Annotated in this window: 27 protein-coding genes; 25 read left to right on the forward strand and 2 right to left on the reverse strand. The window is 66.6% G+C overall.

The features are described from left to right. The first annotated feature begins 104 nt into the window (after positions 1 to 104). From rplC to IPK85_26665, 24 genes are all read left to right on the forward strand, one after another. Positions 105 to 788 (forward strand): 50S ribosomal protein L3, encoded by a 684-nt coding sequence (rplC, locus tag IPK85_26550; GenBank protein MBK8250925.1) that lies wholly within the window; start codon positions 105 to 107, stop codon positions 786 to 788. A gap of 3 nt (positions 789 to 791) precedes the next feature. Then, a complete protein-coding gene (gene rplD, locus IPK85_26555) occupies positions 792 to 1,592 on the forward strand; it encodes a 50S ribosomal protein L4 (GenBank protein MBK8250926.1) in 801 nt (266 codons plus the stop codon). Between the two features lie 3 nt (positions 1,593 to 1,595). Continuing rightward, positions 1,596 to 1,886, forward strand: coding sequence for a 50S ribosomal protein L23 (gene rplW, locus IPK85_26560; protein ID MBK8250927.1), 291 nt, complete (start codon positions 1,596 to 1,598; stop codon positions 1,884 to 1,886). 7 nt (positions 1,887 to 1,893) lie between these two features. Next, the gene (gene rplB, locus IPK85_26565; GenBank protein MBK8250928.1) at positions 1,894 to 2,733 is read left to right on the forward strand and encodes a 50S ribosomal protein L2; all 840 of its coding nucleotides are present in this window, start codon (positions 1,894 to 1,896) and stop codon (positions 2,731 to 2,733) included. 20 nt (positions 2,734 to 2,753) lie between these two features. Then, positions 2,754 to 3,065, forward strand: coding sequence for a 30S ribosomal protein S19 (gene rpsS, locus IPK85_26570; GenBank protein MBK8250929.1), 312 nt, complete (start codon positions 2,754 to 2,756; stop codon positions 3,063 to 3,065). Between the two features lie 3 nt (positions 3,066 to 3,068). Next, positions 3,069 to 3,479 carry a 50S ribosomal protein L22 gene (gene rplV, locus IPK85_26575; GenBank protein MBK8250930.1) on the forward strand — a complete coding sequence of 137 codons (411 nt, stop codon included), beginning with the start codon at positions 3,069 to 3,071 and terminating at the stop codon, positions 3,477 to 3,479. Continuing rightward, positions 3,479 to 4,138, forward strand: a complete 660-nt coding sequence (rpsC, locus tag IPK85_26580; GenBank protein ID MBK8250931.1) for a 30S ribosomal protein S3 — start codon at positions 3,479 to 3,481, stop codon at positions 4,136 to 4,138. Before rplV ends, rpsC begins: the two co-directional genes overlap by 1 nt. Before the next feature lie 91 nt (positions 4,139 to 4,229). Next, on the forward strand, positions 4,230 to 4,658 hold the full coding sequence (gene rplP, locus IPK85_26585) for a 50S ribosomal protein L16 (GenBank protein MBK8250932.1): 429 nt from the start codon (positions 4,230 to 4,232) through the stop codon (positions 4,656 to 4,658). Further along, positions 4,648 to 4,854: a 50S ribosomal protein L29 gene (gene rpmC, locus IPK85_26590; protein ID MBK8250933.1), complete on the forward strand. Its 207-nt coding sequence runs from the start codon at positions 4,648 to 4,650 to the stop codon at positions 4,852 to 4,854. Before rplP ends, rpmC begins: the two co-directional genes overlap by 11 nt. Positions 4,855 to 4,875: 21 nt before the next feature. Beyond that, the gene (gene rpsQ / locus IPK85_26595; GenBank protein MBK8250934.1) at positions 4,876 to 5,151 is read left to right on the forward strand and encodes a 30S ribosomal protein S17; all 276 of its coding nucleotides are present in this window, start codon (positions 4,876 to 4,878) and stop codon (positions 5,149 to 5,151) included. 12 nt (positions 5,152 to 5,163) lie between these two features. Then, entirely contained in the window at positions 5,164 to 5,532 is a 369-nt protein-coding gene (rplN, locus tag IPK85_26600) for a 50S ribosomal protein L14 (protein MBK8250935.1), read from the forward strand. A gap of 82 nt (positions 5,533 to 5,614) precedes the next feature. Beyond that, positions 5,615 to 5,935, forward strand: a complete 321-nt coding sequence (gene rplX / locus IPK85_26605; protein MBK8250936.1) for a 50S ribosomal protein L24 — start codon at positions 5,615 to 5,617, stop codon at positions 5,933 to 5,935. Between the two features lie 99 nt (positions 5,936 to 6,034). Continuing rightward, on the forward strand, positions 6,035 to 6,658 hold the full coding sequence (rplE, locus tag IPK85_26610; protein MBK8250937.1) for a 50S ribosomal protein L5: 624 nt from the start codon (positions 6,035 to 6,037) through the stop codon (positions 6,656 to 6,658). Continuing rightward, positions 6,659 to 6,964 carry a 30S ribosomal protein S14 gene (rpsN, locus tag IPK85_26615; protein MBK8250938.1) on the forward strand — a complete coding sequence of 102 codons (306 nt, stop codon included), beginning with the start codon at positions 6,659 to 6,661 and terminating at the stop codon, positions 6,962 to 6,964. Positions 6,965 to 7,066: 102 nt separating this feature from the next. Further along, positions 7,067 to 7,465, forward strand: coding sequence for a 30S ribosomal protein S8 (rpsH, locus tag IPK85_26620; GenBank protein ID MBK8250939.1), 399 nt, complete (start codon positions 7,067 to 7,069; stop codon positions 7,463 to 7,465). A gap of 13 nt (positions 7,466 to 7,478) precedes the next feature. Then, positions 7,479 to 8,018: a 50S ribosomal protein L6 gene (gene rplF / locus IPK85_26625; GenBank protein MBK8250940.1), complete on the forward strand. Its 540-nt coding sequence runs from the start codon at positions 7,479 to 7,481 to the stop codon at positions 8,016 to 8,018. Further along, positions 8,018 to 8,374: a 50S ribosomal protein L18 gene (locus IPK85_26630; protein ID MBK8250941.1), complete on the forward strand. Its 357-nt coding sequence runs from the start codon at positions 8,018 to 8,020 to the stop codon at positions 8,372 to 8,374. Before rplF ends, IPK85_26630 begins: the two co-directional genes overlap by 1 nt. Position 8,375: 1 nt before the next feature. Beyond that, complete coding sequence (gene rpsE / locus IPK85_26635; GenBank protein MBK8250942.1) at positions 8,376 to 9,128, forward strand: 30S ribosomal protein S5; 753 nt, start codon at positions 8,376 to 8,378, stop codon at positions 9,126 to 9,128. Further along, positions 9,121 to 9,375, forward strand: a complete 255-nt coding sequence (gene rpmD, locus IPK85_26640) for a 50S ribosomal protein L30 (GenBank protein MBK8250943.1) — start codon at positions 9,121 to 9,123, stop codon at positions 9,373 to 9,375. Before rpsE ends, rpmD begins: the two co-directional genes overlap by 8 nt. Positions 9,376 to 9,399: 24 nt before the next feature. Then, on the forward strand, positions 9,400 to 9,849 hold the full coding sequence (gene rplO, locus IPK85_26645) for a 50S ribosomal protein L15 (protein MBK8250944.1): 450 nt from the start codon (positions 9,400 to 9,402) through the stop codon (positions 9,847 to 9,849). After that, positions 9,850 to 11,184 (forward strand): preprotein translocase subunit SecY, encoded by a 1,335-nt coding sequence (gene secY, locus IPK85_26650; protein MBK8250945.1) that lies wholly within the window; start codon positions 9,850 to 9,852, stop codon positions 11,182 to 11,184. Between the two features lie 247 nt (positions 11,185 to 11,431). Next, complete coding sequence (locus tag IPK85_26655) at positions 11,432 to 12,067, forward strand: adenylate kinase (protein MBK8250946.1); 636 nt, start codon at positions 11,432 to 11,434, stop codon at positions 12,065 to 12,067. Beyond that, entirely contained in the window at positions 12,064 to 12,819 is a 756-nt protein-coding gene (gene map, locus IPK85_26660; GenBank protein ID MBK8250947.1) for a type I methionyl aminopeptidase, read from the forward strand. The genes IPK85_26655 and map overlap by 4 nt, the downstream gene beginning before the upstream one ends. A gap of 52 nt (positions 12,820 to 12,871) precedes the next feature. Further along, complete coding sequence (locus IPK85_26665; protein MBK8250948.1) at positions 12,872 to 14,470, forward strand: hypothetical protein; 1,599 nt, start codon at positions 12,872 to 12,874, stop codon at positions 14,468 to 14,470. On the opposite strand, the gene ftcD is transcribed toward IPK85_26665, so the two are convergent. Next, complete coding sequence (ftcD, locus tag IPK85_26670; GenBank protein MBK8250949.1) at positions 14,467 to 15,993, reverse strand: glutamate formimidoyltransferase; 1,527 nt, start codon at positions 15,991 to 15,993, stop codon at positions 14,467 to 14,469. The two genes, IPK85_26665 and ftcD, sit on opposite strands and share 4 nt — an antisense overlap. A gap of 31 nt (positions 15,994 to 16,024) precedes the next feature. Further along, positions 16,025 to 16,831, reverse strand: coding sequence for an inositol monophosphatase (locus IPK85_26675; protein ID MBK8250950.1), 807 nt, complete (start codon positions 16,829 to 16,831; stop codon positions 16,025 to 16,027). 30 nt (positions 16,832 to 16,861) lie between these two features. On the opposite strand from IPK85_26675, the gene trpS reads away from it, so the two are divergent. Continuing rightward, positions 16,862 to 17,836, forward strand: coding sequence for a tryptophan--tRNA ligase (gene trpS / locus IPK85_26680; GenBank protein ID MBK8250951.1), 975 nt, complete (start codon positions 16,862 to 16,864; stop codon positions 17,834 to 17,836). The last annotated feature ends 80 nt before the right edge of the window (positions 17,837 to 17,916 follow it).

Raw genomic sequence — 17,916 nt, forward strand, 5'->3', positions numbered from 1 at the left:
CCGCAGCGACGGTCGGCCGGGCGCCCGGTGTCTTGAGTCCAACGGCAGGAGTCCGGCGCGCGATGGCGGCCGGTGCCGTGACTATTCGACTTTATAGGGGCAACATCATGTTAGGTATGATCGGGAAGAAGCTGGGGATGACCCAGATCTTCAATGAACAGGGGCAGCAGATCCCCTGCACGGTGGTTGAGGTCAAGCCGAACCCCGTCGTGCAGGTGCTGGCCAACGAGGCGGACAAGCCCGGCTACAAGGCCGTGCAGGTCGGGTATGGCAGCGCGCGCACCGCGCGTGCGCCGCGAAAGGGTGAAGCCAAGAGCCCGAAGGGGCACCGGGCCTCCAAGGCGGCCGTGGGCCATGCGTCAAAGGCCGGCTTGCAGGCGCCGCCGCGGGTGCTGCGCGTCTTCCGCTTGGATGACATGGCGAGTGCACCGGAGTACAAGGCGGGCGACGTGATCGACGCGTCGATCTTCCAGGCCGGCGAGATGGTGAAGGTGACGGGCACGACGAAGGGTCGCGGCTTCCAGGGCGTCGTGAAGCGCTATGGCATCGGCGGCGGTCCGAATACGCACGGCAACACCAAGCATCGTCGGCCTGGATCCATTGGCGCCGGCACGGATCCATCGCGGGTCATCAAGGGAAAGCGCATGCCGGGGCACTACGGCTCGGATCGCCACACGACCATCAACCTCCGCGTCGAGAAGGTCGATGCCGAGCGTCACTTGCTGTACATCCGTGGTGCAGTGGCCGGCGCGGCCAATGGCATCGTGCTTGTGCGGAAGCAGGGGTAACCGATGTCTGATACGACCAACTTCGACGCCGCGGTGTTTACCGCGTTAGGCACCGCCCGGGAACGGGTGTCGCTGCCCGCGGCCACGTTCGACGGCACCGTGAACATGCCGGCCATGCACCTGGCCGTGAAGGCGTACCTCGCCAACCAGCGACAGGGAACGGCGTCCACGAAGACGCGCGGCCTGGTCATCGGTGGCAACGCGAAGCCCTGGAAGCAGAAGGGGACCGGCCGCGCACGACAGGGATCGACGCGGGCTCCCCACTGGCCAGGCGGTGGTACCGTCTTCGGTCCGCACGGTGATCGCAACTACGAGCAGTCGCTGCCGAAGAAGGTCAAGCAGCTGGCCCGCCGCAGCGCACTCAATGCACGTGCGAGAGAAGCCGCGGTGTATGTCATCGACAGCTTCACATACACCACGCCGAGCACGAAGACACTTCTGGCCCTGCTGGAACGGATGGGTGTGTCGGGGCAGAAGGCGCTCGTCCTGACCGACGGGAACAAGCCGAATGTCCACCTGAGTGGCCGCAACCTGCCCAAGGTGCACGTGATGGCGTACGCCGACGTGACGACCTACCATGTGTTGTGGTCGGATGTCGTCCTGATCGAAGCGGGCGCCATTGGACATACGTTGGCACCGGTGGCCGAGAAGGCCGCGGCGCCTGCGGTGAAGAAGGCGAAGGCCCCGACGGCGGCCAAGCCGGCGGCGAAGGTCGCCACCAAGAAGCCCGCCGCGAAGAAGGCGGCGTCGGCCAGTGACAAGAAGCCGGCCGCGAAGAAGGCCGCCAAGAAGAAGGAGGACTAAGCGATGGCAACGCTACATCGTACCATCGTGCGTCCGGTGGTCACCGAGAAGACGTCCGCGGCCTATCAGGCGCGCGGGGAGTACACCTTCCAGGTGGCGAACGACGCAACGAAGCCGGCGATCCGCCAGGCGATTGAACGCCTGTTTGGAGTGAAGGTGACCGGGGTCTGGACCATGAACACGCGCGGGAAGCCGCGGCGGAACATGGGGAAGGCCGCTGGGCTCCGGCCGAGCTGGAAAAAGGCGATCGTGACGCTGAAGTCCGGCGACAAGATCGACATCTTCGAGGGCTGAGCCGATCATGGGAATCCGTCAGTTCAAGCCGGTGACGAAGGGCACCCGGTTCCGTTCGGTGCCTGACTTCGCGGAGATCACGCGAAGCACCCCTGAGAAGTCGCTGCTGGAGCCGCTCAAGAAGAGCGGCGGTCGCGACAACCACGGTCACATCGCCATGCGACGTCGTGGCGGTGGACACAAGCGCATGTATCGCATCATCGACTTCAAGCGCCAGCGGTTTGGCGACGTGGCGACGGTGCGCGAGATCGAATATGACCCGAACCGCACGGCGCGCATTGCGCTGGTGGAGTACGCGGACGGGGAGAAGCGCTACATCCTCCACCCGAAGGGGTTGTCGGTGGGCGACACGGTGGTGTCCGGGCCTGGCTCGGACATCCGGACGGGGAACGCGCTTCCGTTGGGTGAGGTACCGCTCGGCACCTCGGTGCACAACATCGAGCTGGTGCCCGGGAAGGGCGGCCAGGTGGCCCGGTCGGCGGGGATGTCGGCCGAGGTCGTGGCGAAGGAAGGTGAGTACGTGACGCTGCGGATGGGGTCGACGGAAATGCGGCGCCTGCACATGCGCTGCCTGGCGACGATCGGCGAGGTCGGCAATGCCGAGCATGAGCTGTTGTCGTGGGGCAAGGCGGGGAAGACGCGCTGGATGGGGCGTCGCCCGAAGGTGCGCGGTGAAGTGATGAACCCGGTGGACCATCCGCACGGTGGCCGCACGCGCGGTGGCCGGAACGTGGTGAGTCCGTGGGGCAAGAAGGAAGGCGTCAAGACGCGCAACATGAAGAAGCCGTCGACGAAGCTGATCGTCCGCGGCCGCAAGCGCGGCAAGGCGACGCAGTCCGGGTTCTAACGATCAACGACTGAGATCCTATGGCTCGCAGTGTCAAGAAGGGACCGTTCGTGCAGGAGGCGCTGATGAAGAAGGTGCTCCTCATGAACTCCAGGAACGAGAAGAAGGTGATGAAGACGTGGTCGCGGGCGAGCACGGTGCTCCCCGACTTCGTGGGTCACACCTTCGCGGTGCACAACGGGAACAAGTTCATCCCGGTGTACGTGACCGAGAACATGGTGGGACACAAGCTCGGGGAGTTTTCGCCGACGCGCCTGTTCCGCGGCCACTCGGGGAACCGTCCGACCGACAAGAAGGCGCCCACGCCCTCGGCGCCGAAGGGAGGCAAGTAAGCCATGAGTCGCAAGAGCCGGGCGCGCACGGCGCGTTATGAGGCGGAGCGCAAGGCGGCGCCCGCGTCGGCCACGCAGCGCGCCACGCGGCAGTCGCCATACAAGATGCGGCTGGTCGCCGACCAGATCCGCGGCGTGAGCGTCAATCAGGCGCTGTCGTTGCTGAAGTTTTCGAAGAAGAAGGCGGCCGTTGAGATCGCCAAGGTGCTGGAGTCGGCGGTGGCGAACGCGGAGCAGACCGCCCGCGCGAACAACGAGTCGGTGGACGTCGACGCGTTGTACGTGAAGACGGCGATCATCAATGAAGGACCGAAGCTCAAGCGGTGGATGCCGGCAGCCCAGGGCCGGGCGACGCCGATTCATAAGCGAACCAGCCACGTCGAGATCGAAGTGGCGGAGAAGGCAGGCCGTTAATGGGACAGAAGACCAATCCGATCGGATTCCGCCTTGGAATCACGAAGCAGTGGCGCTCTCGCTGGTTTGCGAACCGCGACTTTCCGCAGCTCCTGAAAGAGGATGCGATGTTGCGGAAGTACATCAAGACGCGCCTGGGCCACGCGGCGATTTCCGACGTGCACATCGAGCGGAAGCCGGGGAAGGTCGTCGTGACGATCCATACCGGTCGCCCCGGGGTGGTGATCGGGAAGAAGGGTGCCGAGGTCGACAAGCTGCGTGAGGAAATCGCGCGATTGTCCGGCAAGGAAGTGGGGGTGAATGTCGAGGAGATCAAGCGCCCGGAGTTGGATTCCCAGTTGGTGGCCGACAACATCGCGAACCAGCTGTCGCAGCGTATCTCGTTCCGTCGCGCGATGAAGCGGGCGGTGCAGAGCGCGATGCGGATGGGGGCACTCGGCATCAAGGTGAAGGCGGGCGGCCGTCTGGGTGGTGCCGAGATCGCGCGCGTGGAGGGGTACCATGAGGGCCGGGTGCCACTGCACACGCTGCGCGCCGACATCGACTATGCGACGTCCACGGCGAAGACGACGTTCGGGACGATCGGGGTGAAGGTGTGGATCTTCCGCGGGGAGGTCGTTGAGGATCGTCGGGGGAAGACCTACTCCACGGGATCGTAAGGAACACCACTAAAAGGCGAAGCACGGGCAGCACGAGCGGCCCGGGCAGCACGAGAGCCAGCGTCCTCGCGGCGCATAACGATACAGGGCAATGCTAAGTCCGAAGCGAGTCAAATTCCGCAAGATGTTCAAGGGCCGCACGAAGGGCCTGGCGACGCGTGGGGCCGAGGTGTCGTTCGGCCACTACGGGTTGCAGGCGCTCGAGCCGGCGTGGGTCACGAACCGGCAGATCGAGGCCGCGCGCGTGGCGCTGACGCGTCACATCAAGCGTGGTGGCAAGGTCTGGATCCGCATCTTCCCGGACAAGCCGATTACGAAGAAGCCTGCCGAGACCCGCATGGGAAAGGGCAAGGGATCGCCGGAAGGGTGGGTCGCGGTGGTCCGGCCCGGTCGCGTGATGTTCGAGCTGGAAGGCGTGACACTGGATATCGCGCAGAAGGCGATGGCCCTGGCGGCGGCCAAGCTGGGCGTGAAGACGAAGTTCGTGGTACGCGAGGAGGCGCACACGGATGCGAGCTGAAGAGATTCGCGAGATGAGCGTGGCGGATATCGGCGCCCGCATTGCCGAGATGCAGGAGGAGCAGTTCCGCCTGGAGTTCCGGGCGGCGACTGAACCGCTGGAGGATCCGCTGCGCCTGCGCGCGATCCGCAAGGACATTGCGCGCATGCAGACGGTACTGCGTGAGCGCCAGCTGGCCGCTGCGGCCACGCGATAAGGGGCACCGAACATGGCCGAGATGACCAACAACGGGCAGCCAGCCGACCGAGCCGCACGCAAGGTACGCGTGGGGCTGGTGGTGAGCGACAAGATGCAGAAGACGGTGGTTGTGCGCCTGGACCGGCGCGTCCCACACCCGGTGTACGGGAAGATGGTGACGCGTTCGCTGAAGGTGAAAGCGCACGATGAGGAGAACGCAGCCAAGCGCGGGGACACGGTCCGGATCATGGAGACGCGTCCCCTGTCGAAGGACAAGCGCTGGCGCGTGGTCGAGATCGTTACTCGCGCGCAATAGGAGGGCGGACCGATGATCCAGCAGGAATCGATGGTTCGCGTGGCGGACAACTCGGGCGCCAAGAAGGCGCTGGTGATCCGCGTGCTTGGCGGGACGCGCCGCCGCTACGCCGGCCTTGGCGACAAGGTGGTGATTGCGGTGAAGGACGCGCTGCCGAGCGGGACGGTGAAGAAGTCGGCCGTGGCGAAGGCCGTGGTTGTCCGGACGGTGAAGGAGACCCGCCGCAAGGACGGGACGTACATCCGCTTCGACGAGAATGCGGTCGTGATCATCAATGATGCGGGCGAGCCGGTGGGCACGCGCATCTTCGGCCCGGTGGCGCGCGAGCTGCGCGACAAGCGGTACATGAAGATCGTGTCGCTGGCGCCGGAGGTGTTGTAGCATGCGAGTCCTCAAGTACCGGAAGAACGACGGGAAGCGCCTCGGCGCGGGCCGTCACGCGATCAAGGCGGAGCGGGTCAAGCTGCCGATCACGAAGGGTGACACCGTGCGGGTGATGCGCGGCGAGGATGAAGGGAAGGAAGGCAAGGTGCTGCGCGTCTTCACCAAGACCGGCCGGATCACGGTGGAAGGGGTGAAGATGGTCAAGCGTCACCGGAAGGCCCGGCGCGCGGAGGAGCAGAGCCAGATCATTGAGATGCCGGCGCCGATCCACCATTCGAACGTGATGTTGCTCGACCCCAAGTCGGGAAAGCCGACGCGTGTGAAGCACCGCATCGACGCCGACGGGACCAAGGAGCGGATCGCGGCGAAGAGCGGGGACGCGATTCCCCGTTCGCGCTAACGTCCGAGGACTCAAGACATGGCAACCAAGGAAAAGAAGAGTGGCGCTGGGACGCCCAAGGGCGGCTCGGGTGGCGGCAAGGGCGGTGAGCGCAAGTCGATGCTGCCCAAGGGGCCGCACGCGGGCGCGAAGATCCCGACCCCGGCGCCCCGCCTCCGCGAGCACTACAAGGCCACAGTGCGTGCGCGCCTCATGGCGCAGTTCAAGCTGACGAACCCCCACCAGGTGCCGCAGCTCGAGAAGATCGTGATCAACGTCGGGATGGGCGAGGCGATCAAGACCCCGAAGGTGCTCGATTCGGTGGTAGAAGAGATCGCCCTGGTCACCGGCCAGCGCCCGGTCCGCAAGAAGGCGAAGAAGTCGATCGCCAACTACGGGTTGCGCGAGGGGCAGGAGATCGGCGTCGCCGTCACGCTGCGCGGGACGACGATGTGGGAGTTCCTCGACCGGTTCGTCAACGCGGCGCTGCCACGCGTCCGCGACTTCCGCGGACTCGGCACGCGGTCGTTTGACGGCCGCGGGAACTACTCGATGGGGATCAAGGAGCAGATGATCTTCCCCGAGATCAACTACGACATGATCGAACAGATCCACGGGATGGACATCACCTTCGTCACGACGACGAACAAGGACGACCAGGCCTTCGCGTTGCTGCGCGAGCTCGGGATGCCGTTCCGCGGTGACGACCGTCCGATCCAGGTGCAGTTCCAGGGAGGCGCGTAAATGGCCAAGACGAGCAAGATCGTGAAGAACGACGAGCGCAAGGCGCTGGTCGCCCGGTACCGCGAGCGGCGCAAGGCGTTGCTCGCCATCGTGAAGAGCCCGAAGTCGACGGATGCCCAGAAGGCCGCGGCGTACGCGAAGCTGCGCAAGCTGCCGCGCAACTCGTCGGCCGTGCGGATCCGCAATCGGTGCAGCATGACCGGGCGCTCGCGCGGGTACGAGGGCTTCTTCGGCCTCGGGCGCATGGCGTTCCGCGAAATGGCATTGAACGGGCTGATCCCTGGCGTTCGCAAGGCGTCCTGGTAGGCTGGTGGCAGGTCGAAGGCTGCAGGCGACAGGCAAGCGACCACACGTTGAACACTGATTCCTCCGCGTCCGCAGGGATACGGGAGGAGAGAGAGAAACCGAATGAGCATGACCGACCCGATCGCCGATATGCTCACGCGCATCCGCAATGCTTGCGGATCGAAGCACCGTCGCGTGGACATGCCGGCGTCGAAGATGAAGGCGGAGATCGCCCGCATCCTCAAGGAGAACAACTTCATCCAGGACTACCGCCTGGTGGAGTCTGAAGAGGGGCACAAGTTGCTGCGCGTCATCCTGCGGTACGCCGGCGGGCAGTCGGTGATCCGCGAGATGCGTCGCGTGTCGACCCCGGGGCTCCGGAAGTACGTCGGATCGACGGAGATTCCGCGCGTGCGCAACGGCTTGGGCATGGCGATCTTGAGCACGTCACGTGGTGTGATGTCGGACGGCGACGCGCGCCGGACGCACACCGGGGGCGAGTTGCTCGCCCTGGTCTGGTAAGGAGCGCGCGAACATGTCTCGTATTGGCAAGCGGCCGGTGAGTGTGCCTGGCGGCGTGACGGTGAAGGTCGATGGATCGGTGGTGTCGGTGAAGGGCCCGAAGGGCGAGCTGACGCGTCGGTTTCACCCGGATGTCCTGGTGAGCCTGGCGGACAGCACGATCACGGTGGCGCGTCCGTCGGACGAGCCGCGGCACAAGGCCCTGCATGGACTGTCGCGGACCCTGGTCGCCAACATGGTCGAAGGGGTCACGAAGGGGTACTCGAAGCAGCTCGAGATCACGGGTGTGGGTTACAAGGCTGAAGTGAAGCCCTACGGCTTGCTGATGTCGCTGGGCTACTCGCACACGATCGAGGTGAAGGCCCCGGCGGGCATCAAGCTGACGGCGCCGCAGCCGACGACGGTGATCATTGAAGGGGCGGACAAGGAAGTGGTCGGCCGCGTCGCGGCCGAGATCCGCAAGCTGCGCAAGCCGGAGCCCTACAAGGGGAAGGGTGTGCGCTACTCGAACGAAGTGGTCCGCCGCAAGGCGGGCAAGGCCGGAGGCAAGTAATGCGTCGTATTCCGATTCCGCGTACGGCGGAAGAGCAGCGGTATCGTCGGCACCTGCGAGTGCGCAAGAAGGTGACGGGGACGGGCGAGCGCCCGCGTCTCGTGGTCTTCCGGTCGCTGAAGCACATCTATGCGCAGTTGGTCGACGATGTGTCGCACCAGACGCTGGTCACTGTTGGCGACAACGGGTTGACCGGAAAGAAGGCGGAGAAGGCGACGCAGGTGGGCAAGACCCTCGCCGAAAAGGCGAAGGCCGCGGGGATCTCGAAGGTGACCTTCGACCGCGCTGGTTATCGCTATCACGGCCGCGTCAAGGCGCTGGCCGATGGGGCCCGCGAAGGCGGGCTGGAGTTCTAATATGACTGAGCCGAGAACGACGGGAGATCAGCCAGCCGTTTCGCCGGGCCGTGGGCCGGGCGGTGGCGGTGGCCGCGGGCGCGGAGGCGCTGGTGGCGGCCGTGGTCGTGGCGGTCCCGGTGGTGGCGGCGGTGGCCGCGGCCGTGGGGGCCAGGCTGGCGGTCGCGAGGGCGGCGGACCCGGTGGGCGCGATGGTGGCCGCGATCGTCGCGGCGGCGAGTCGCAGTCCCGCGAGGGCGGTTCCGACCTGATCGAGAACGTGGTCGCGATCAACCGCGTCGCCAAGGTCGTGAAGGGTGGTCGGCGCTTCTCGTTCAACGCGTTGGTCGCGGTGGGCGATGGGCAGGGCAAGGTCGGCTTCTCCACGGGCAAGGCCAACGAAGTCTCTGAGGCCGTGCGCAAGGCGGTGGAAGGGGCTCGCAAGCGGATGGTGTCGATCCCGTTGACCGGGGCGACGATTCCGCACGAGGTCGTCGGGCATCATGGGGCCGGCAAGGTCCTGATGAAGCCGGCGGCGCCGGGTGCTGGCGTGATCGCCGGCGGCGCGGTGCGTGCGGTGATGGAGTGCGTGGGGATCTCGGACATCCTCACGAAGTCGTTAGGCTCGACGAATCCGCACAACATGGTGCGCGCGGCGTTCGACGGGTTGCAGCAGCTGACGACGGTGGAACAGATCGCCCGCGAGCGCGGCATCGAAGTTTCGGCGCTGCGGTACAAGCCCCGCCACAAGGCGAAGGAGGGCGCGCATGCCTAGGACATTCGTGTGGCACCGCAGTCGCGGGCCGCAACACACGCCAAAAGAGACGGCCCCCACGGGTGAGCTGGTCAAGGTGACCCAGGTCCGGAGTGGGATCGGCCATTCGTGGAAGATGCGTCTGGTGCTGGAGTCGCTCGGTTTGCGACACCACCAGGATACCGTGATCCAGAAGGACACCCCGCAGTTGCGCGGGGCGATCAAGAAAGTGCGGCACCTGGTTCAGGTGTCGCCGATCAAGGAGTAAGTGACAGTGGCTACCCAGGAGAAGATCGGGCTCCATAACCTGAAGCCAGCGCCCGGTTCGCATCGCGACCGCAAGCGTCTGGGACGCGGCCCCGGATCCGGGACCGGCAAGACCTCAGGCAAGGGGCATAAGGGCTCGATGGCCCGCGCGGGCCATGGCGGACCGGGTGGCGGCAAGCCCGGCTTTGAGGGTGGGCAGATGCCGCTCTCACGTCGCATCCCGAAGCGCGGGTTCAACAACGCGCGCTTTCGCACCAGCTACCAGATCATCGGGCTCGATGACCTGGCGCGGGTAGAGGGCAGTGACGTGACAGTGGAAGCGCTCTTGAAGGCAGGACTGGTGAAGGCGCGCTCAGGCCCGGTGAAGTTGCTGGCCAATGGCGCGGTGACGTCGGCGTACACCATTCGCGGTCTCAAGGTCAGCGGCGCGGCTCGGGAACAGATCGTCGCTGCTGGCGGCCGCATCGAGGAGTAAATGGCGCAGTCCAATCCCGCCCAGGCGCTGGCGAACATTCGCAATACGCCGGAGTTATGGGAGAAGATCGTCTTCACGTTCTGGTGCCTGGTGCTGTATCGGCTGGGCTCCCACATCACGGCACCCGGTGTCGATGCCGTCGCGCTGCTGGACTTCTTCAACAACCAGCAGACCAACGGACTCCTCGGCCTCTACGACCTGTTCGTGGGTGGCGGGCTGTCGCGTGCGACGGTGTTTGCCCTGGGCATCATGCCGTACATCTCCGCGAGTATCTTTGCGCAGATCGGCACCCAGCTCATCCCGTCGCTCGACAAGCTCAACAAGGATGAAGAAGGGCGGAAGAAGATCACCCAGTGGACCCGCTACTTCACCGTCGGGCTCGCGTTGGTGCAGGCGTGGGGTTTCGCGCTGTTCACCGAGTCGCTCCAGGGCGCGGTGACTACGCCGGGCTTCGGCTTCCGCCTCCAGATGTCGGTCATCCTCACGGCGGGCGCCGTGTTCGTGATGTGGCTCGGTGAGCAGATCACCGAGCGCGGCCTGGGCAACGGGGCGTCGCTCATCATCTTCTTCTCGATCGTCGAACGGTTCTGGAGTGCCATCTTCCAGACCTTCAACTTCGTGAGCACGGGAGCGGTCGGCGCGTTCTCGCTCGTCGTCCTCGCCCTCGTAATGGTGGGTGTGGTCGCTGGGGTCGTGGCCCTGACCTTGGCGGCGCGCCGGGTGCTGATCCAGATCCCGCAACGCACCATGGCCCGTGGCCGCATGCGCGAGGCCGCACGGAACTTCATCCCGCTGCGTATCAACTCGGCCGGCGTCATGCCGATCGTGTTCGCGCAGTCGGTGATCGTGGTCCCGGGCGCGCTGGCCCAGTTCAGCGGCAACCCCGGATTGCAACGCGCTGCGGACTTCTTCGCAGAAGGGTCGTGGCCCTACCTGATCGCGTCGGCGCTCTTGATCCTGTTCTTCACGTACTTCTACACGTCGATCATCTTCAACCCGATCGACATCGCGGAGAACCTCAAGAAGCAGGGCGGGTTCATCCCAGGGGTCAAGCCCGGAGCCAAGACGGCCGAGTACATCGAACAGGTCGTCACGCGGATCACCTTGCCGGGCGCGTTGTTCCTGACGGCCATCGCCCTGTTCCCGGTGATCATTGCGAAGTGGATCAACGTCCCCTTCCGGTTCGGCGGGACCTCGCTGCTCATCGTGGTCGGTGTGGCCCTCGATACCATGGCCCAGATGCAGCAGCATCTCCTCCTGCGAAAGTACGACGGCTTCATGAAGAAGGGTCGTGTGCGCTTCCGTGGGCGGCAGGGCGCCACAGGCGGCTTCTAGACGGCGGCCTTGGGTCTGTCGGTGCGGTACCGGAGTGGACGGCGCCCAGCGTGCCGTCCACTTTCCATAAGGGGGCGGGGGGATGCCCTCTGGCGCCCTGCTGGCTGTGACGCAATCATCGGTCTGCCGTCTGCCGTCTGCCGTCTGCCGTCTGCCGTCTGCCGTCTGCCGTCTGCCGTCTGCCGTCTGCCGTCTGCCGTCTGCCGTCTGCCGTCTGCCGTCTGACTGAACTCCAATTCCAGCATCCATGATCCTCGTCCTCCTTGGTCCTCCTGGCGCAGGCAAGGGCACCCAGGGCGAAAAACTCGCCGAGCAGCTTGGCATCCCGAAGGTTGCGACTGGCGATGTGTTGCGCGCCGCCGTTCGGGAGCAGACCCCACTCGGCCTCGCGGCAAAGGCGGCGATGGACCGTGGGGACCTTGTCCCGGACGAGGTGATCCTGGGGATCATGAAGGAGGCGCTGGCGTCTCCCACGGCGTCCCGCGGGGCGATCCTCGACGGCGTTGTTCGGACCGTCCCGCAGGCTGAAGGATTGAGCCGCGTGCTTTCTGAATTGGGGCGCCCGCTCGACGCCGTGCTTCTGTTCGAGATCGATGACGAAGAGCTGGTGGGCCGCTTGTCCGGCCGGACGGTCTGCGAGAGCTGCCAGACGCCTTATGCAGGACAGGCGCCGGGGGCGAGCTGTGCCAAGTGCGGGGGCACCCTCGTGCGTCGCAAGGACGATGAACCCGAAGCGGTGCGGAATCGCCTGCGGACGTACCATGCGCAGACGGCCCCCGTGATCGGGTGGTACGAACAGACCGGCGGTCCGCTCCGGCGGATCGATGCCTTGGGCGCCATGGACGAGGTGCTGTCGCGTGCTCGGCAGGCGCTGGCGCTGTGATCCACCTCAAGTCGGATCGTGAGCTGGAGATCATGGCCCGGGGTGGGCACGTGTTGGCCATGACGCACGCCCATTTGCGTCCGCTCGTTAGCCCCGGAGTGTCGACTCAGGAACTGGACGAGGCCGCGGAAGCCTTCATTCGGTCGCATGCCGGTGCGACGCCGGCGTTCAAGGGACTCTACGGGTTTCCTGGGGCGATTTGCATTTCGGTGAACGAGGAGATCGTCCACGGCATTCCCTCACCCCGGCGAGTGCTCAAGGGGGGGGACATCGTCAAGTTGGACGTCGGGGTCAAGCTTGAGGGCTACTTCACGGACGCGTCGATCACCGTCCCGGTTGGGACGGTCTCCCCGGAGATCGAACGCCTGATGGATGTCACGCGTCGTTCCCTGGATGCCGGAATCGCTGCCGCCGTGGTGGGCAACCACATTGGCGATATCGGAGCGGCGATCTGGGCCGTGGTTGGCCCCGCGGGCTACACGGTTGCCGACGACCTGGTGGGCCACTATGTGGGGACCAAGCCCCATGGGGATCCACAGGTGCCCAACAAGGGAAAGCCGAAGCGAGGGATGAAGCTGCTCCCCGGCTTGACCATCGCGATCGAGCCCATGGTCAACATGGGCGGCTCGGCGACGCGCACCCTGTCGGACAAGTGGACCATCGTGACGGCGGACGGATCTCCGTCGGCGCACTTCGAGCACACGATCGCCGTAACCGCCGACGGGCCACGCGTGCTCACGCGAGTCGCGTGACGGTGCCGCGGCGGCGCGCCAGTCGTCCGGGGGGGATGAGCCCCTGCCTGCCATGAACCACCGCTGGAGTCACCTCGTCGCTGCGCTGGCGATTGCCCTTGGGGTGATGCGCATCGTAGCGACATATGAGGTCTTCGGCGAGACGTTCGACGAAGGGGTGCACATCGCCGCCGGGATGGAACTGCTCGATCAGGGGCGATTCACCTACGAACCCAAGCACCCCCCGCTCGCCCGGACCGCCGTGGCGCTCGGCCCCTGGTTGTCTGGTATCGGGTCCCAGCATGTCCCGAACATCTGGGGAGAGGGTCGCGCCATCATTCATGCGGAGAACGCCGACCGCACGTTGTTCCTCGCGCGCCTCGGCATCCTCCCGTTCTTCATCCTGGCGTGCCTGATGCTCTGGGTGTGGACGGCACGCCTCGCCGGGCCAGCTGAGGCGGCGGTGGCCGTCGTCTTGTTCACCCTGACACCGATTGTCCTGGCGCACGCCAGCGTGGCGACCACGGACATGGCGTTGCTGGGGACGTTGACCGCATTGCTGTATGTGGCATCCCGGTGGCTCGACAGCCCCACGCGTGCGCACAGTGTCCTGCTCGGGGTGGCCGGTGCGGCCACCCTCACGGCGAAGATGTCCTCGGTGGTCTTCTTCGGCGGCACGGTCGGCCTGGTGCTCGCCCTGCGCCACTGGTGGGGACGTGGGGCCACGACCCCCGAGCGCACGGCGGGTGGCGTCCTCACGCTGTCGAAGGCGCATTGGCGAAGCCTGCTGGTGACGGCGTCCGTGGCGTTTATCTGTGTGTGGGCGATCTACCGCTTCCAGGTGGGGAGCCTACGGGGCGTGCCGTTCCCGTTGACCACCCTCATCCAGGGGGTGCGCGACATGCTCAATCACAACTCCCTGGGGCATGCCTCCTTCCTGCTCGGGACGGCGTACAGCGACGGGAAGCTCCTGTTCTTCCCGGTGGGCATTGGGGTCAAGGCCCCGCTCACGCTGTTGGCCTTTGGCCTGACTGGGGTTGTGATGCTCGCCGGGCGCGCCCGGACGGCACGCGATTGGCGCCTGGCGGTTCCCTTGTTGCTCGCGGTGGCCGTGCTGGCCCCGTCGATCCCGGCTCGGATCAACATCGGGGTGCGGCACGTGCTGCCGGTCTTCATGGTCCTGGCGCTCTGTGCAGGCATTGCGCTGGTGGCTGCATGGCGACGCGCGGCGTCAGTGGGGCGCGTGCTGTTGGCCGGGGTGACGCTGGCCGGGCTTTGGTCCACGGCGCGCATTCACCCGGACTACCTGGCGTACTTCAACGAACTGGCCGGGCCCCATCCCGAGCGCGTGCTCGTCGACAGCGACCTGGACTGGGGACAGGACCTGCGACGTCTGCGCGATACGCTGCGGACGCGGGGGATCGACAGTGTGACGACGGCCTACTTCGGGAGCGCGGTCCCCGAGATGTACGGCATTCCGGTACGCGCCAAGTGGGTGCGCGGCGAGCCGGTCCATGGCTGGTTCGTGATCAGTCAGACGCTGCGCCAGCGCGGTGATGCCGTCCTCAGGAACCGGCAATGGACGCTGTACCCTGACGCGTTCGCCTTCCTCGACGGGCTGGAGCCGGAGGCGCGCGTGGGGCGCAGCCTCCTGCTCTATCGCCTTCCCTAGTTGCCGATAGCAGCCTCCACGGCCGCCGTGGCCGTGGCCACGTGTCCGGACGCTTCGTGCGTAACCTGGGCTAGCTCGGCCAGGAGGGACGCACCCAGCTCGCGTCGCGCAAGCGAACTCACGTTGATCCGCACGTTGTAGGCGGCGCCTTTGCACCCGGCGTCGGCGAGGAGGGCCGCGACCCCAGCGTCGGAGACGGCGTTGCTGTTGCCCCGCGTCGCCGCGATGGCCGCGAGGCGGGCCACACTGGCACACGCGCGCGCGGTATCCAGGGGAATCTGGGCCGCGTGGAGCAGTGCGGTGTCGATGGCGGCGGTCCGGGCCGCAACCTGTTCGTCGGTGTCCTTGGGGAGTTTGTAGGCGTTCATCACGCCGTCGTACGCGGCGGCATCGCGGGCGACCAGGGCTGTGAGGGTTGCGCCGAGCGCAGCGGCCTCGAGGGCGAGGGCTTTCATGTCCGCGTCCACGGCCGCGTACTTTTTCTTGCCGATCGTGAGCCCGGCGACCATCTGGGTGAGCGCGGCGCCTAACGCTGCGACGTGGGCCGCGACCGAACCGCCGCCGGGGGCTGGGGTGGGTGCCGCGACCGAGGCAACGAAGCCGGACAGGGATTCCCCACCCGCGACGGCCGCGCGCACCTTCCGCTCGAGCACGAGGTCCGGGGAGAAGTGACGCAGCTGCAGGTGGCGCGCGGCCGTCTCGAACAGGGCGCGTTCCGGGACCAGGCCGACGACCTCGCTCCACGTGGGGGAAACGCCGTGCGCCTGCGCTTCCATCTTGACCATGTCAAAGGCCCGATAGAGCGGGGTCTTCTCGATGTCGGTGAGGTTTATGGAGACCTGCGCCTGACCGTCGACCTCGAGGCCCAGCCCCTTCACGTACCGCAGCCCGCCGGAGGAGTGGCGCAGCGCCTTGGCGACGTCCTTGGCGACGGGCAGGTTGGCGGCAGGGCCGAGGTAGACGTTGTAGGCGACGAGGAACGGGCGGGCGCCGACGGCCGTGGCCCCCGCCGTCGGATGTACCGCGGGCGCGCCGAAGTCGGGGCGCCGGTTCGTGTTGGTGCCGATCTCGTCGCGCAGGAGCTCAAACTCGCCGCGGCGCACATCGGCGAGGTTTTCGCGATCCGCCCGGGTGGCGGCCCGCTCGTACAGGAAGACCGGGATGCCGAGTTCCGCCGCCGCGCGTCCGCCTAACGTGCGCGCGAGGGCGATACAGTCCTCCATGGTCGCGCCCTCGAGCGGGATGAACGGGACCACGTCGGTCGCCCCGATGCGGGGATGCTCGCCCTGGTGTCGCGTGAGGTCGATGCGCTGCGCCGCCTCGCGCATCCCCCGAAACGCGGCCTCCACCGCCACGTCGGCCGGGGCGACGAAGGTGATGACCGAGCGGTGGTGCGACGGGTCGCTGGAGACGTCCAGCACGACCGCGCCCTCGACCGAGGCGATGGCATCACGGATCGCGGCCACGACGGTGGCATCGCGACCTTCACTGAAGTTGGGCACACACTCAACGAGGCGCGTCATTCGGACGGGAGCTGAGGGGGAGGTGCTGGCGTCAGGGGGCGTCGTGCAGTTGCGCGAGCATCCATGGATGCATCGCTCCGTTGGAGGCCACGAGGCCGCTGTGGGAGGGGGCGAGGGGGCCGCCGCGGAGGTCGGTCACGAGGCCGCCGGCCTCGCGCACGAGGAGGATGCCGGCGGCCATATCCCACGGTGCCAGCATCAGCTCCCAGAACGCATCGAATCGCCCGCAGGCGACATCGGCAAGGTCCAACGCAGCGGCACCCGCACGGCGCACGCCCGCCGTGGCTTGGATCAGGCGGGCGAACTGGGGCAGGTAGGTCGGGATCTGTTCCGGGTGCTTGAACGGAAAACCGGTACCCACCAGGGCCCGCCCTGGGTCGGTCAGCGAGGAGACGCGCATGGGCGTCCCGTCCCGATGTGCTCCCCGGCCGAGGGTCGCGGTGAAGGCCACGTTGCGCGAGACGTCGAGGACCACTCCCGCGCGCAGCTCCCCGTCCACGGCCGCGCCGATCGACACGGCGAAGTTGGGGTACCCGTGCAGGAAGTTCGTCGTGCCGTCCAGCGGGTCGACGATGAAGGTGAGGCCACCGGCAACGGCGGAGCCCGGGCTCAACTCCTCCCCAACGATGGAAGCATCGGGAAATGCGCGGGCGAGGACTTCGGCAATGCGCCCCTCAGCTTCCTGGTCCACGACGCTCACGAAGTCAGCCCGTGACTTGACCTGCCAGTCAATCACCGACACGTCCCGGGCGTGTTCGAGGATCCCGGCCGCGGCCAGACGGGCGGCACGAAGGGAAACCTCGAGTAGCGACGCATTGTCGCGCCTGTCGCGTTGCAAGCGGAAAGCCCTCGGCCTTAGGTTCCCGACATGCCACGCATCTTCAGCGGCATCCAGCCGTCCGGTGAACTGCACATCGGGAATTACCTCGGGGCCGTCCGGAACTGGGTGAACCTGCAACACGAGATCGAGTCGTTCATCTGCGTGGTGGACTACCACGCCATCACCCTGCCGTATGCGCCGGACGACCTGCGCCGACGCACCGGGGAAATGGGGGTGACCTTGCTGGCGGCCGGCATCGATCCGAATCGGGCCACCATCTTCGTCCAGTCTCGCGTGCCGGAACATACCGAGCTCGCGTGGATCTTCAACACGGTCACGCCGCTGGGGGAGCTGGAGCGGCAGACCCAGTTCAAGGAGAAGTCGGCGCGACAGGAGAGTGTGCCGGCAGGGATTCTGAACTACCCGGTCCTGCAGGCGGCAGACATCCTCCTGTATCACGCGGACACCGTGCCGGTGGGAGAGGACCAGATCCAGCACCTGGAGCTCACCCGGGAGGTGGCGCGGCGATGGAATGCGCGGTTTGGGGAGGGGTACTTCCCGGAGCCGCAGCCGCGCCTGACGCCGACCCGTCGCATCATGGGCCTCGACGGGCAGGCCAAGATGTCCAAGTCGCTGGGCAATACCGTGGGGTTGCTCGAGGAGAGCGGCGCGATCTGGGACAAACTCCGTCCTGCGGTCACCGACCCGGCCCGGGTGCGCAAGACCGACCCCGGCAATCCCGATGTCTGCAACATCTACCAGCTGCACCGGGCGTTCAGTCCTGCCGACACTATCGAGCACGTGGCCACCCAGTGCCGGAGCGCGGGGTGGGGGTGTATCGAGTGCAAAAAGGTGCTCCACGGGCACCTCGACGCGGAATTGGCCCCCATCCGGGGGCGGGCCGCGGAGCTCCAGGCCCAGCCTGGACGGGTGCAGGAGATCCTCGGCGACGGTGCCGAACGGGCCCGGAATGTGGCGCAGGTCACAATGCGCGAGGTGCGGGGGGCGATGGGACTCGACTGACCCTCCCACCTGACGCCCGTGCTTCGGGTCACGGTTGGATCGTCTGGAGGGCAGGACTGGCCGGAGCGGGCGGTCGCGGG

Source organism: Gemmatimonadota bacterium, from assembly GCA_016712265.1.
Lineage (GTDB): Bacteria > Gemmatimonadota > Gemmatimonadetes > Gemmatimonadales > Gemmatimonadaceae > RBC101.

Coding starts and splice junctions, on each gene's coding strand:
- rplD (MBK8250926.1), top strand. CDS start 792: ATGTCTGATACGACCAACTTCGACGCCGCGGTGTTTACCGCGTTAGGC.
- rplW (MBK8250927.1), top strand. CDS start 1,596: ATGGCAACGCTACATCGTACCATCGTGCGTCCGGTGGTCACCGAGAAG.
- rplB (MBK8250928.1), top strand. CDS start 1,894: ATGGGAATCCGTCAGTTCAAGCCGGTGACGAAGGGCACCCGGTTCCGT.
- rpsS (MBK8250929.1), top strand. CDS start 2,754: ATGGCTCGCAGTGTCAAGAAGGGACCGTTCGTGCAGGAGGCGCTGATG.
- rplV (MBK8250930.1), top strand. CDS start 3,069: ATGAGTCGCAAGAGCCGGGCGCGCACGGCGCGTTATGAGGCGGAGCGC.
- rpsC (MBK8250931.1), top strand. CDS start 3,479: ATGGGACAGAAGACCAATCCGATCGGATTCCGCCTTGGAATCACGAAG.
- rplP (MBK8250932.1), top strand. CDS start 4,230: ATGCTAAGTCCGAAGCGAGTCAAATTCCGCAAGATGTTCAAGGGCCGC.
- rpmC (MBK8250933.1), top strand. CDS start 4,648: ATGCGAGCTGAAGAGATTCGCGAGATGAGCGTGGCGGATATCGGCGCC.
- rpsQ (MBK8250934.1), top strand. CDS start 4,876: ATGACCAACAACGGGCAGCCAGCCGACCGAGCCGCACGCAAGGTACGC.
- rplN (MBK8250935.1), top strand. CDS start 5,164: ATGATCCAGCAGGAATCGATGGTTCGCGTGGCGGACAACTCGGGCGCC.
- rplE (MBK8250937.1), top strand. CDS start 6,035: ATGCTGCCCAAGGGGCCGCACGCGGGCGCGAAGATCCCGACCCCGGCG.
- rpsN (MBK8250938.1), top strand. CDS start 6,659: ATGGCCAAGACGAGCAAGATCGTGAAGAACGACGAGCGCAAGGCGCTG.
- rpsH (MBK8250939.1), top strand. CDS start 7,067: ATGAGCATGACCGACCCGATCGCCGATATGCTCACGCGCATCCGCAAT.
- rplF (MBK8250940.1), top strand. CDS start 7,479: ATGTCTCGTATTGGCAAGCGGCCGGTGAGTGTGCCTGGCGGCGTGACG.
- IPK85_26630 (MBK8250941.1), top strand. CDS start 8,018: ATGCGTCGTATTCCGATTCCGCGTACGGCGGAAGAGCAGCGGTATCGT.
- rpsE (MBK8250942.1), top strand. CDS start 8,376: ATGACTGAGCCGAGAACGACGGGAGATCAGCCAGCCGTTTCGCCGGGC.
- rpmD (MBK8250943.1), top strand. CDS start 9,121: ATGCCTAGGACATTCGTGTGGCACCGCAGTCGCGGGCCGCAACACACG.
- secY (MBK8250945.1), top strand. CDS start 9,850: ATGGCGCAGTCCAATCCCGCCCAGGCGCTGGCGAACATTCGCAATACG.
- IPK85_26655 (MBK8250946.1), top strand. CDS start 11,432: ATGATCCTCGTCCTCCTTGGTCCTCCTGGCGCAGGCAAGGGCACCCAG.
- IPK85_26665 (MBK8250948.1), top strand. CDS start 12,872: ATGAACCACCGCTGGAGTCACCTCGTCGCTGCGCTGGCGATTGCCCTT.
- ftcD (MBK8250949.1), bottom strand. CDS start 15,993: ATGACGCGCCTCGTTGAGTGTGTGCCCAACTTCAGTGAAGGTCGCGAT.
- trpS (MBK8250951.1), top strand. CDS start 16,862: ATGCCACGCATCTTCAGCGGCATCCAGCCGTCCGGTGAACTGCACATC.